Source organism: Nodularia sp. UHCC 0506 (assembly GCF_034931045.1).
GTDB lineage: Bacteria > Cyanobacteriota > Cyanobacteriia > Cyanobacteriales > Nostocaceae > Nodularia.
This window is the reverse complement of record NZ_JAYGHH010000007.1, coordinates 27,550-41,001: the sequence shown is the minus strand read 5'-3', so window position 1 is coordinate 41,001 and position 13,452 is coordinate 27,550. Positions and strand designations below refer to the sequence as shown.

The window sequence follows — 13,452 nt, the reverse complement described above, 5'->3', positions numbered from 1 at the left end:
TTAAGAGGATGTTGGAAAAATTTTGGGCGAATATAATATGGCTATGCTTCGCGTTAGCGATACGCTACTACATAGGGATAACGCGTAGCGGCTTGCCGTAGGGAAGTCCACCTCAGTGGACTAATGAAAAAATGGGATTTTTAACCCGCGCAGGCAGCTTTACCTCTGGAAAGACGCTACGCATCATGTTTCTATTGCTGCGACTTCTAGTCACCAGGGCTGTAATAAATTAGACTTTTCAAACAACCTCTAAACCCAAATGCAGAGAATATGGGAAAAATAAAAAATACGAATTGGTTCCCTATTATTTCATTTTCAGACCCACCAAGGGTTTTTTCCAGTGCGAGGATCAGTTTCTGTCCAGGGCGAAATCAAAATACTATTATTGATCACTGCAACTTGGACAATCTTGAGAGGTAGAGGAGCCGGACCACGTATCACCGTTCCATCTGGAGCATAGCGGGAACCATGACAGGGACACTGAAACTCCTGATCCAGAGGGTTCCAGGGGAAGGTACAACCAAGGTGAGTGCAGTTATCGACTAGCCCAATGTGATCTAGTGTATTATCTTCTTTGACAATTAGGTAAGTGGGTTCTCCTGCCAGACCTGCAACCAAGGCACGGGTTCCAGGCGATTCTGCCAGAATTTGCGCGGCTGGTATTTGTTTTCCCAGAATATCTTTAGCAAGAATAGCACCCCCTGCTCCCGTTTTTTCGGCTGGAGCAATGAAGAATTTGCCAACAGGATAGAGTGCAGCACCAGCAGTAGCAGCAACGGTTGCTCCGGTCAGAAAGTTGAGGAGTTTCCGCCTTGATAGAGATGGATTTTCGAGATGAAGATTGGTGTCCATAAAGGACCTCCTGAAAAATTGATGATTCAACTCATTGAAATTGCTCTGAGTATCCTTAGACCTGAGAGGATCAAAATTGCAATTTCCAATGTGAAATGGATTGCAAAAACTTTAGTGCAGTAATGTTAGAAGGGACTTTAAAGGTGTTGTAATACTTTTCTTATTTCCCTATTTATTATAGCTTAATTTTATACTTAAAATAAAGTATATTAATAAAACTAATTTTGTATACATAACTACTTTTTAAATATCTATTTCAAGATATAGCTTTTTGAGAATCAACAGTTATTAGTGAAAGCCAAAACCCCAGTTTCTTTCAGAAACCAGGGCTATTAAGTCAATCAACTGAGGTAATTCAATCAGGGTGACGGCTATTTTAAGTTAACACTCTTGATTAAGATGCTACTTGCGCTGTAGTGCGAGTCCGTCGTCTTCTACCATCAGCAACCTTTGCAGGTGGTTCTTCAGGAATTTGCATCAATAAAGTTACAGTTGGTTGACATTGCAATTCTCGGCGGATGGAGCGTTGTAATTCCCGCTCTAACATTCCTTGCAATCCACCCCAGTCTACTTCTGGTCTTTCGCCTTCACGAAGTTGGGCAAATTCTGACCAACGGACACTAAGCATTTCTTCAATGCGTTGTTGTACCCATTTTTGTACCAGCGATCGCTCTACACTGGTAACGACACCGCGCAGATGAGTTTCTACTTTAGCCATTAGTTTGCCGTTCCAATCAATAGCGGCGGCGATGGTGACAAGTCCTTCTTCTGACATCCGTTGTCGTTCTTGTAAGACTGTGTCGCTTACCATACCAGCACTGGTTGTATCTACAAGTTCGATGCCAGATGCGACTTTACCAGCAACACGGATAGATTCTTCAGTTAGTTCTACGATGTTGCCATTTTCGATAATTACCATATTTTCGGCAGGAATACCCATACTCTGAGCCGTTTGGGAGTGCTTCACTAGCATTCGATGTTCACCGTGAAATGGCACAAAGAACTTGGGACGAGTTAAGGCAATCATCAGTTTTTGGTCTTCCTGACAGCCGTGACCAGAGACGTGAATACCTTTGTCTTTCCCATAGACTACATTTGCACCCTGAATCATCAATTTATCGATGGTGTTAACCACAGCGATAGTATTCCCAGGAATTGGGTTGGCAGAGAAGAGTACGGTATCTCCTGGGCGAATTTTGATTTGGGAATGTTCTTTGTTGGCAATGCGGGTCATGGCTGCCATTGTTTCACCCTGAGAGCCAGTAGTCAAAATCAGTACTTTTTCATCTGGCATATTCCGGACTGCGTGCAGTGGATGGAAAATACTATCATCACACTTGATATAACCCAGATTGCGGGCATGAGCAATCAAATTCAGCATGGAACGCCCCACAACTGACACCACCCGGTTATGCTTCTGCGCCAACTGCAAAATCATGTTGATGCGATGCACACTGGAGGAAAAGGTGGTGACAAATAAGCGTCCGGTAGCTTTACCAAATTCCCGGTCTAAGTTGGGGAAAACTGAACGTTCTGAAGGGGTAAATCCTGGGACTTCGGCGTTAGTTGAATCACTTAATAAGCACAGTACACCTCGTTCGCCGTGTTCTGCTAGTCTTTGCAAGTCATAATGTTCGCCATCTACAGGTGTATGATCAATTTTGAAGTCTCCTGTATGGATGACTACACCTAGAGGCGTATGAATAGCCACTGTAAAGCTATCGGCAATGGAATGGGTATTGCGGATAAATTCTGCAAAGAAATGTTTACCAATCCTTACCACGTCACGGGGTTTAACTGATCTTAATTCGGTGCGATCGCGTACTCCTGCTTCTTCCAATTTACCCTCTAGCATTGCCATTGCCAGTCTAGGGCCATGAATCACAGGAATGTCAAATTGTTTAAGGTGAAAAGCAATACCGCCGATATGGTCTTCATGACCGTGGGTAACGATCATGCCTTTAATTTTATGACGATTTTCTCGTAAATAGGTTGTGTCTGGTAGGACAATATTTACCCCTAGCATTCCTTTGGTTGGAAAAGCTAATCCGGCATCGAGAAGAACAATTTCGTCTTCGTACTCAAATACACAGGTATTTTTGCCAATTTCGTGCAAACCGCCCAATGGAATAATTTTGAGGGCAGATTTAGTTTCGTTATTTACCATGTTCTCCTTGGATTGTTGTTGGTTTTTCAGCTTTAATAAATTCAAAGTTAGCAATCTTGTTATGAAAGAAAATACTGGCTTTCTATGGAAAAGTAGCTAAGTTTCGCTTGAGATATTCCGTTTTTCCTTTAATAAAACGATTTTACATATATAAATCTTCTTATTTTCATCAAATACAGATTTATCTTATTTGTGTACATCTGTGGTTCCCTAAACCCCATACCTGACTCAACTACAAAACATAGAAATTCCCAGTGTAAACTAGTTGAAACTACTCTTATTATTGATATATATTTTGATCAACAGGAGTTAGTAAGAAACTAGTAGTTCTCTAGGTCAAATCCAGTTTATCAAGCACCGCCTTTAACTGAACACTAACATCTGAGTCAGCTTCGCATAGCGGTAGACGAGTTGAACCGACCTCCCAACCTTGAAGTTTCAGCGCTTGTTTAACTGGAATAGGATTTGTAGTTAAAAATAAAGCTTTAAACAACGGAAATAGTTGTAGATGAATTTCGGTGGCATTTTCGATTTTTCCCGCACTAAAAGCTTGGATCATCTGCTGTAGTTGATTTCCTACCAGATGAGAAGCTACACTAACGACTCCCGTTGCCCCGATTGCTAACAAGGGCAAGGTTAAGGAATCATCTCCAGAGTAAATCTGAAATTCTTTTGGTGTCAAGCGGCGGATTTCACTCGCTTGGTCTAAATTACCAGTAGCTTCTTTAATGCCAACAATATTGTTAATTACCGCTAACTGGGCAACAGTATCTGGAGTGAGATTCTGACCAGTACGCCCAGGGACATTATATAACAGTAATGGTAGTTCTGGACAAGCTTGGGCTATGGCTTGAAAGTGCTGGTAGAGTCCTGCTTGTGGCGGTTTGTTGTAATAGGGTACAACTTGTAATGAACCATGTACTCCTATTTTAGCAGCTTTTTGGGTAGCTGCGATCGCTTCTTTGGTGGAATTAGAACCACATCCGGCAATTACCTTGGCTTTTCCGGCCACGGCCTGCAATACTTCCACAAACAGTTGATATTCCTCATCCCAAGTCAGGGTGGGAGATTCTCCTGTTGTGCCACATACTACTAATGTATCTGTACCATTGTTAACTAGATGTGCTGCTAGTTCTGCCGCTACATTATAGTTAACGCTACCGTCTGCTTTGAACGGCGTGATCATAGCGGTTAAAATTCTGCCAAATTCTCCCACCCTGTGTTTACTCCTAAATTAGCCTCTTGGTTTTTAACAGTTATCAGTTATCAGTTATCAGTTAAGAGACATAACTTGGGCGAATTAGCTTATTATCCCGATATTCACTGTTCACTGATTTCATATTCTCGGCGGTTTTCTATTTTAATAACCTATTGGTAAATTTGTTTCAAGGGTATTTCACGTATATTGGTTTTTTTATATTTTCCTAGTGAGAAATACCTGAAATCTCATTGGTGATTATTTTTCACTAGAAACGTATGATTTTGCTGGCTTGAGTAGATTTTTTTCTACTAATAATTCGGCAATTTGTACTGCATTCAATGCCGCACCTTTACGTATTTGATCGCCTGAAAGCCAAAGTTCTAAGCCGCATGGGTGAGAAATATCTTGACGAATTCTCCCCACTAAAACGTCATCTTGACCGGTAGCTGCTATCGGCATGGGAAAGTAATTATTTTCCCAATCTTCTATTAATTTTACTCCAGGAGAACGATTTAAAATTTCTCTAGCTGCATCTGCACTAAAGGGATTGGCAAATTCTAGATTAATTGCTTCGGAATGGGCGCGCAGTACGGGAACCCGTATACAAGTAGCAGTAATTCTAATTTGTTGGTCGCCAAAAATCTTGCGGGTTTCGTTGACCATTTTCATTTCTTCCTCACAGTAACCCAAATTGTTTAGGGGAGAGTTATGTGGAAATAAGTTAAATGCCAAGGGGTAAGGCAAGACTTCGGCTACTGGTTGCTGTCCTTGTAAGATGGCTTTAGCTTGGGTTTTGACTTCTGCCATGGCTTTTGCGCCAGCCCCACTGGCCGATTGATAGGTGGAAACTACAATCCGTTGTATGGGACTGATTTGATGGAGGGGCCAAATTGCCACGCTCATCAAGATTGTGGTGCAATTAGGGTTAGCGATAATACCCTTGTGGTTAGCAGCAGCTAAGGGATTTACCTCTGGTACGACTAAGGGTACTTCCGGGTTCATCCGAAAGGCGCTGGAATTATCTATAACTACAGCACCTTTTTCTACTGCCACATTTGCCCAAGTTTTGGATGTAGAACCACCTGCACTAGCTAGAAGTATATCTACATTTTCTAGGGTGCGATCGCTGACTAATTCTACTGCTATATCTTCCCCTTTAAACCGTAGCGATCGCCCCACACTCCGTTCCGATGCCAATAGCTTCAACTTTGCCACAGGAAAGTTACGGTTTTCTAGTAATTCCAGTAACTCTGTGCCAACAGCACCGGTGGCTCCCAAAATAGCTACACGATAGGATTTCGACAAACTGGCTTTCTCCTTAAAAGGTGATGTGTAATTTTTTGATCAATTGACAATTTATACTTAACTTGTCTAAATAGCGATCGCGGATTGTTAATAAAATTTTTTTTAATTCTATGCGAATTTTTTGAATCTGGTAAATTTATTTTCCAGCTTACATTTAGTTAAACAATATTGAAATTTACTACCTTTTTTGCTAAAATTTTCCACTTACTTTATATAAATCTCTAGTATATAGTAATATTATACAACAACCCCAGTTCCGAATCAAAACGAAGTATATACACTTAAGCATAGTGTAATTTTAAAGTAAACAAATATCGACTTAGGACAGAACAACAGAAGTAACAAAACCATTTAAAATCAGTGAAAAGCCTGTATAATAAGCTTTTTGACTTCATGGTGGTGCGAGTAAAGTTGGTTGCCAACTAGGATAGATGTACTAAAGTTCCGAGGAATTGTCATTCGCACAGTTAAAAGTAGTCATCCACAGCAGATAAACCCAACAATCTCACCATCCATATTAGAAGATGCTTCTTTAGAACCAGGATATCACGGTGTTAAACCTTTTAAATTTAGGAAAATGGATTGCTTAAGTTATTGTAATAACTGCGAGTTTCAATAGGTAAAGTTATTGCGGTTAATTGTCAAGCGCTTTGCCATTGACGATAAACTGGATATCTACTCAAGGCACTCATCCAGATAATATTGGATTTTCACAGATAACTTGTGGGTCCTTCCCATGACCAAACCAAGAGAAATCAACCCACAGAAGCGGTAAATCGCCTCTTGTGCGTACTTGGAGCCAAAAAACCAGAAAATATAGAGACAAAGCATGAAAGTTACCCAGGAAAAACTTCCCGCCAGCCAAATTGGTCTGGAAATCGAGATTACGCCAGAAATTACCAAGAAAACTTACGAACAGGTAATTAAAAACTTAGCTAGTACTACAACTATTCCTGGGTTTCGTAAAGGCAAGGTACCTCGGCCGATATTACTACAGCGCCTTGGCGTAACTCGAATTAAAGCAGCAGCGCTGGAAGAAATAGTTCAAGAGGGCGTAGAAAAAGCCCTCAAACAAGCAGAAATTCCGGCCATTGGACAACCACAACTGCGGAGTTCCTTTGAGGAATTGATTAGTAATTATGAACCAGGGAAACCCCTAACCTTCCTAGCGGCTGTAGATGTAGAACCAGAAGTCAATGTGGTGCAGTACACAGGTTTATCAGCCAAAGCTGAGGAAATCAAACACGACACCAATCGAGTTGATGAAGTTCTAGAAAAAGAAAGAGAAGAATTAGCGACGCTGATTCCAGTAGAAGGACGTGCAGCCCAAATTGGTGATGTAGCCGTAGTTGATTTTAAAGGTGTGCTGGCCAAAGGTGAAGGCGAAGACGAAACAGCCGAGCCAACCCCAATTCCTGGCGCAGATGCCACCGATTTTCAACTAGAATTGCAAGAAGATAAGTTTATTCCTGGCTTTGTATCTGGCATGGTAGGGATGAATCCTGAAGAAACTAGAGAAATTTCGGCTCAGTTTCCAGATCCTTATGCTAACAAAGAACTGGCGGGGAAAGCGGCAATTTTCACAGTCACACTCAAAGAAATCAAAGAAAAAGAACTACCGGAATTGAACGACGACTTCGCCCAGGAAGTTAGTGACTTTGATACCTTGGAGGAACTGCGGGCTTCTTTAGCAGAACAGCATCAAAAAGAGGCTGAGGAAAAAACCAAAGCGAACCAGCAGGAAGCTTTACTAGCAGAACTACTGAAGTATGTGGAAGTTGACTTACCAGAAACCTTAATTGACAAAGAAATAGACGCGATGCTGACTCAAACAGCGATGCGCCTGTCTCAGCAAGGTTTGGACGTGAGAAAGCTGTTTACTGAAGATATTATTCCTCAATTGCGGGAGCGATCGCGCGATGAAGCCATTGAACGCCTCAAACGCTCTTTGGGATTATTAGAAGTCAGTAAACGCGAGTCCATTGAGGTGACACCCGAAGAAGTTGCAGCCAGAGTCGCTGAATTGATGGAACAGTACGCAGACCAAGACATTGATGCTGATAGAATGCGCTCAGTGGTCGAAAACGAGATGTTAACTGAAAAAATCATCGATTGGCTACTAGAACATTCATCAATCGAACTTGTCCCCGAAGGTTCTCTAAGTCCCGCAGAAGAAACAGCAGAAGACTCAGAAACAACTGCACCTCAGACCGAGGAACAAAGCGCCGCAGCTAGTACAGAATCAATATAATCTTTGCTCAGACGTGAAAAATTGCGTCTGTACCAGAAAGTGCTGAGTAACGATATTTCCTACTCGGCACTTTTTGTTAGAGGATTAATTCATCGCGCCTTCACACCAAAATTCAGTGAAATATTGCCGGAACCTGGAAGAAAAGCGGCATTTGTGATCGCTTTACCTTGACCTGCTGCACCGAGAGGAATATATATAAGGCATAATGGTTAACAAATAGCTCAAATAAAATTGCATCCGCGAACAAGGTAGCCATAACTGCTACCAAACCTGTCCTAACTTAATTCTCAATTGTTCTTATATGCTTCTATCGCAGTCGGGAAATGACCCCATCCATAGTTTAAGTAGAATCAAATTTAACTCCCATCTGAGCGCCCCTAGCAACATCGTCCCGATGGTAGTAGAGCAATCTGGCATGGGAGAAAGGGCTTTTGACATTTACTCCCGCTTGCTGCGAGAGCGAATTATCTTTTTGGGTACTCCCATTGATGACAATGTTGCCAATTCAATTGTCGCTCAATTGCTGTTCCTAGACGCAGAAGACTCCGAAAAAGATATTCAAATCTATATCAATTCTCCTGGCGGTTCAGTCTACGCAGGTATGGCAATTTATGATACAATGCAGCAAATCCGTCCTGATGTTGTTACTATATGCTTTGGATTAGCCGCAAGCATGGGGGCATTTCTGTTAGCCGCAGGTTCTGCTGGAAAACGGATGTCTCTACCTGATTCTCGCATCATGATTCACCAACCACTAGGTGGCGCTCAAGGTCAAGCCATTGATATTGAGATTCAAGCGAGAGAAATTCTTTACGTTAAAGCTAAGTTAAATCAGTTACTAGGCCATCATACTGGTCAACCACTAGAAAGACTTGAGGCAGATACTGAACGTGACTTTTTTATGTCCGCAGAAGAGGCAAAAAATTACGGTTTGATTGATCAGGTCATCTCCAGACAAAATATTCCCACCGCCGGGGAAAACGTCACCATTCTGAAATAAGAGGCTGGTATGTCTAAGTACGACTCCCATTTAAAATGTTCATTTTGTGGCAAGTCTCAAGAGCAGGTGCGTAAATTAATCGCAGGGCCGGGAGTCTACATCTGCGATGAATGCGTTGACTTGTGTAATGAAATCCTAGATGAAGAGTTACTCGACACGAATACGGCTGCATCACAACCAGCACCAAGGTCAGAACCACCTCAAAAACGTCGTGCGCGCTCTTCTAATCTCTCACTTAACCAAATTCCTAAGCCCAGAGAGATTAAAAAATATCTAGATGAACACGTGATCGGTCAAGACGAAGCCAAGAAAGTATTGTCAGTAGCGGTTTATAATCACTACAAGCGACTAGCCGTCATTCAGTCCAAAGGTAAAAATGAGGCAGACGATGCTGTAGAACTGCAAAAATCTAATATTTTGTTAATTGGCCCGACTGGTTGTGGTAAAACCCTCTTAGCGCAAACCTTGGCCACCATCTTGGATGTACCCTTTGCTGTGGCCGATGCCACGACACTGACAGAAGCAGGGTATGTTGGTGAAGATGTGGAAAATATTCTACTGCGGCTGTTACAAGTGGCAGATTTGGATGTTGAGGAAGCCCAGCGCGGAATTATCTACATTGACGAAATAGACAAAGTAGCTCGCAAGAGTGAAAATCCTTCCATTACACGCGATGTTTCCGGCGAAGGCGTGCAGCAAGCGTTGCTGAAAATGTTAGAAGGGACAATTGCTAATGTACCACCGCAAGGAGGGCGTAAGCATCCTTATCAAGACTGCATCCAGATTGATACAAGTAATATTCTCTTTGTCTGTGGCGGTGCTTTCGTCGGTTTGGATAAGGTAGTAGAGCAGAGATCAGGCAAAAAGTCAATGGGTTTTGTACAGCCTGGAGACATTCAGTCTAAAGAGAAGCGGACGGCTGATACTCTGCGCTATTTAGAACCAGATGACCTAGTGAAGTTTGGCATGATTCCCGAATTTATTGGACGTGTGCCAATGGTTGCAGTAGTTGACCCGTTGGATGAAGAAGCTCTGATGGCGATTTTGACCCAACCACGCAGTGCTTTGGTAAAACAATACCAAAAGCTGCTCAATATGGATAACGTCCAATTAGATTTTAAACCGGATGCTTTACAGGCGATCGCTCAAGAAGCCTACCGTCGAAAAACAGGTGCGAGAGCTTTGCGAGGCATTGTAGAAGAATTGATGCTTGATGTCATGTACGAATTACCATCTCGGAAGGATGTTAGTCGCTGTATGGTTACTAAAGAAATGGTAGAGAAGCGCTCAACCGCAGAATTGATAGTGCATCCGTCTTCCCTACCTAAGCCAGAATCAGCTTAATTGAGTGCTGAGTGCTGAGTAGGTAGGGGCGGGTTTAAGCAGTCAGTCTGTGGTTCGTCAAAATCCTTAGTAAACCCGCCCGTACACCGAGTGCTGAGTGCTGAGTAAAGTTAGGAGTGAAGAGTTGTGAGTCTTCAACACTCCTAACTAATGTTTTTTTACTGCTAACTCTCAAAATGCCTTATATTTGTGTCCGTGGTGTTGAGCATTATTATGAATGGGTCAAAAAACCATCTGGTTCTTTGGTCAAGCCAGTTATGGTTTTTATTCATGGTTGGGCTGGTTCAGCTAGGTACTGGAAAAGTACTGCTGATGTTTTAGTTGACCAATTTGATTGTTTACTTTATGATTTGCGGGGTTTTGGGCGTTCTCGTGGAAAACCTAACATAGCTACAGCCAGTGCATCTGTTGTGGCATCACAATCAACCCCAAACAAATCAACAGCAATCACAGAGTTAAGCTATGAATTAGAAGAATATGCCGAAGATTTAGCGGTTTTGCTAGATGAATTGCAACTTCAGCACGTTTATATTAATGCTCATTCAATGGGTGCATCTATTGCTACATTGTTTATGAACAGTTATCCCCAACGAGTAGAACGAGGGATTTTAACCTGTAGCGGTATTTTTGAATATGACGAAAAAGCCTTTACTGCTTTTCATAAATTTGGTGGCTACGTAGTTAAAATTCGTCCTAAGTGGCTAGGTAAAATACCGTTGGTTGATAGGATATTCATGGCGAGATTTTTGCATAGCCCTATCCCTAATTCAGAGCGTCAAGCTTTTTTACAAGATTTTCTCGAAGCGGATTATGATGCAGCCTTGGGTACAATTTATACTTCAGTCAGTAAAGCCCAAGCGGAATTAATGCCCCACGAGTTTGCCAAGTTGACAGTACCAACTTTGTTGGTGGCTGGTGAGTATGACCAGATTATTCCGGCTGAGATGGGTCGTCAAGCGGCAGCAAAGAGTGACAAAATTGAGTTTGCCATGATTCCCAGGACATCACATTTTCCTATGTTGGAAGATGCGCCAAATTATCTCCGGCGGGTGCAAGAATTTTTGCAGGTTAATGCACCGGAACCGTCGGCAGGTTAACTTAATTTGAATTGCTTTAAAGTAGCAATGATTCCTCACACAGAGGCGCACCAGGTACGGAGAATGAGAGTTTAAAAGGTTGTTTTGTAGCGATCGCAAAACTGTAACCTCAAGCTAGGGTATGATAATTGTCATTAATTTTTGCTTCAAATATGACAATTTTGACCATAGAAACTCTCTGTACTGAAGCTGCACTATTTTCAGCCGCCGAGTCTAGACACCCAGAACCTTTACTATACGGTGTTACTGATGGGAAAGCGATCGGAACATATTTAGAGCAAAAATTTAAGCTACATCTCAAAGATAAGTATGATTTTGTGGAGGGTAACTCCGCCAGTGGTATCGATTTTCCAGGGTTATTGGTTGATGTTAAGGTAACAAGCATGAAGCAGCCACAGTCATCTTGTCCTTTTAAATCTGCACGACAAAAAATTTTTGGGCTGGGATATGCGTTAATCATCTTTGTTTATGATAAGACAGACCAAAGTATGAACCGGACTGCAAATTTGAACATTCTACACACAATTTATGTCAGCGCAGAAAGAACGGCTGATTTTCAGATGACTCGTGGAATTCGCAGCATCTTGGAAAATGAAGGCAATAAAGATGATTTGATTGCTTTTATGTATGATCGGAATTTGCCTGTGGATGAAATTGAAGCATCTAATATCGCAGATGAAATACTTTTAAGCCATCCATTACAAGGATTTTTAACTATTTCTAACGCCCTGCAATGGCGACTTCAATATAGAAGAGTTATTGAAAGTGCTGGACAAGAAGCAGGTATAATTGCTGTTTACAGGGCTAACAAATGATTCCCACTGTTGACAAAGCAAAAGTAGAATATGGAGACTTTCAAACACCCCTAGAACTCGCTACAAAGGTATGTAAAAAATTGATAGAACTGGGTGTATCTCCTGATGTAATTATTGAGCCAACTTGCGGGATAGGTAATTTTATTGAAGTAGCCTCAAACTTGTTTAAATCAACAAATAAGATTATGGGAGTAGAACTGAACCCAGATTATTTACAAGAGGTAAAAACAAAGAAGCGGCGCTTACGAGATGAAAGAATTGAGCTTCAGAATGCAGATTTTTTTCAATTTGATTGGTCATCTTATATAAATCAATTAAATGGTAAACTCCTAGTCCTTGGTAATTTTCCTTGGGTGACAAGTTCACAACAAGGAATTATTGGTGGTGAAAACCTACCCCATAAAAATAATTTTCAAAATCATCGCGGCTTAGATGCAATTACTGGTAAGAGTAACTTTGATATTTCAGAATGGATGCTAATTCAGGCTATCCAATGGCTACAGGGGCGTGATGCTTACTTAGCAATGCTTTGTAAAACCTCTGTTTCCAGAAAGTTATTAAATTACCTTTATTCTCATAATCTGAACCTTGCTAATTGTGCAACTTATACTATAGATACAAAAAAGCATTTTAATGCTTCTGTTGAAGCTTGTCTATTATTCTGCGAATTTGATTCCATATCTAAAAACTACTGTTGTGATGTATTTAGTAGTCTGGGTAACTCAAAATCCTACAAAATAGGATATCGAAATAATGTTTTGATTAGAGATATAGCTACTTTTGATAAACTGAGTAAATTATACGATACCAGCACTACAAAAAAATGGCGTTCTGGCATTAAACATGATTGCTCAAATATCATGGAATTTCGTAAAATTGATCACACTTTTATTAACAAGTCAGGAGAAATTGCTGACATTGAAGAAACCTATATTTTTCCTTTAATTAAAGGCTCTGATGTTGCTCAAAATCGCGTCAATACTACTGATAGATATGTCCTAGTTACTCAACAATTTGTTGGTGAATCAACTGAACATATAAAATATGTAGCTCCTAAAACTTGGAATTATCTAGAGTCGCATGGAAGTTACTTAGATAACCGCAAAAGTAAAATCTACAAAAGTAATCCCAGATTTTCTATTTTCGGAGTCGGTTCATACACTTTTACACCTTGGAAAATAGCGATTTGTGGACTTTATAAGCGGTTAGAGTTTAGATTAATCGGCAAACTGATTAATAAACCTGTAGTTTTTGATGATACTGTTTACTTTCTGAGTTTTGATAATGAGGAAACCGCACAAAAGACTTTTGAGATTTTGACTTCTCCAGCAGCTATAAATTATTATTCGTCTCTAATTTTTTGGGATGAAAAGCGGCCAATTAAGTCCAGCATCTTAAATAGCTTAAATATGACAGCCTT

The 13,452-nt window shown here is 41.0% G+C and carries 11 protein-coding genes; 7 read left to right on the top strand and 4 right to left on the bottom strand.

Annotation, left to right across the window (positions count from 1 at the left end; genetic code table 11):
• Positions 1-315: 315 nt before the first annotated feature.
• The 4 genes from petC to VB654_RS07155 form a co-directional block, all read right to left on the bottom strand.
• Complete coding sequence (gene petC, locus VB654_RS07170) at positions 316-852, bottom strand: cytochrome b6-f complex iron-sulfur subunit (protein WP_323212962.1); 537 nt, start codon at positions 850-852, stop codon at positions 316-318.
• Between the two features lie 394 nt (positions 853-1,246).
• On the bottom strand, positions 1,247-3,019 hold the full coding sequence (locus tag VB654_RS07165; RefSeq protein ID WP_323212960.1) for a ribonuclease J: 1,773 nt from the start codon (positions 3,017-3,019) through the stop codon (positions 1,247-1,249).
• 331 nt (positions 3,020-3,350) lie between these two features.
• Positions 3,351-4,235 carry a 4-hydroxy-tetrahydrodipicolinate synthase gene (gene dapA, locus VB654_RS07160; RefSeq protein ID WP_323212958.1) on the bottom strand — a complete coding sequence of 295 codons (885 nt, stop codon included), beginning with the start codon at positions 4,233-4,235 and terminating at the stop codon, positions 3,351-3,353.
• Positions 4,236-4,475: 240 nt separating this feature from the next.
• Positions 4,476-5,525, bottom strand: a complete 1,050-nt coding sequence (locus tag VB654_RS07155) for an aspartate-semialdehyde dehydrogenase (RefSeq protein WP_323212956.1) — start codon at positions 5,523-5,525, stop codon at positions 4,476-4,478.
• An 829-nt stretch (positions 5,526-6,354) separates the two neighbouring features.
• On the opposite strand from VB654_RS07155, the gene tig reads away from it, so the two are divergent.
• The 7 genes from tig to VB654_RS07120 form a co-directional block, all read left to right on the top strand.
• On the top strand, positions 6,355-7,776 hold the full coding sequence (tig, locus tag VB654_RS07150) for a trigger factor (RefSeq protein WP_323212955.1): 1,422 nt from the start codon (positions 6,355-6,357) through the stop codon (positions 7,774-7,776).
• Positions 7,777-7,779: 3 nt separating this feature from the next.
• A complete protein-coding gene (locus tag VB654_RS07145) occupies positions 7,780-7,947 on the top strand; it encodes a hypothetical protein (protein ID WP_323212954.1) in 168 nt (55 codons plus the stop codon).
• A gap of 130 nt (positions 7,948-8,077) precedes the next feature.
• A complete protein-coding gene (clpP, locus tag VB654_RS07140; protein WP_323212953.1) occupies positions 8,078-8,776 on the top strand; it encodes an ATP-dependent Clp endopeptidase proteolytic subunit ClpP in 699 nt (232 codons plus the stop codon).
• Between the two features lie 9 nt (positions 8,777-8,785).
• Positions 8,786-10,120: an ATP-dependent protease ATP-binding subunit ClpX gene (clpX, locus tag VB654_RS07135; RefSeq protein WP_323212951.1), complete on the top strand. Its 1,335-nt coding sequence runs from the start codon at positions 8,786-8,788 to the stop codon at positions 10,118-10,120.
• Between the two features lie 176 nt (positions 10,121-10,296).
• Entirely contained in the window at positions 10,297-11,217 is a 921-nt protein-coding gene (locus tag VB654_RS07130; RefSeq protein ID WP_323212950.1) for an alpha/beta hydrolase, read from the top strand.
• Between the two features lie 152 nt (positions 11,218-11,369).
• On the top strand, positions 11,370-12,032 hold the full coding sequence (locus VB654_RS07125; protein ID WP_323212949.1) for a restriction endonuclease: 663 nt from the start codon (positions 11,370-11,372) through the stop codon (positions 12,030-12,032).
• Positions 12,029-13,452, top strand: a 1,424-nt coding sequence (locus VB654_RS07120; protein ID WP_323212948.1) for an SAM-dependent methyltransferase, incomplete at its 3' end; no start/stop codon positions are given. The genes VB654_RS07125 and VB654_RS07120, both read left to right, overlap by 4 nt.

Bases quoted from the DNA above. Each gene is read 5' to 3' on its own strand.
- petC (WP_323212962.1), bottom strand. From the start codon at position 852: ATGGACACCAATCTTCATCTCGAAAATCCATCTCTATCAAGGCGGAAA.
- VB654_RS07165 (WP_323212960.1), bottom strand. From the start codon at position 3,019: ATGGTAAATAACGAAACTAAATCTGCCCTCAAAATTATTCCATTGGGC.
- tig (WP_323212955.1), top strand. From the start codon at position 6,355: ATGAAAGTTACCCAGGAAAAACTTCCCGCCAGCCAAATTGGTCTGGAA.
- clpP (WP_323212953.1), top strand. From the start codon at position 8,078: ATGCTTCTATCGCAGTCGGGAAATGACCCCATCCATAGTTTAAGTAGA.
- clpX (WP_323212951.1), top strand. From the start codon at position 8,786: ATGTCTAAGTACGACTCCCATTTAAAATGTTCATTTTGTGGCAAGTCT.
- VB654_RS07130 (WP_323212950.1), top strand. From the start codon at position 10,297: ATGCCTTATATTTGTGTCCGTGGTGTTGAGCATTATTATGAATGGGTC.
- VB654_RS07125 (WP_323212949.1), top strand. From the start codon at position 11,370: ATGACAATTTTGACCATAGAAACTCTCTGTACTGAAGCTGCACTATTT.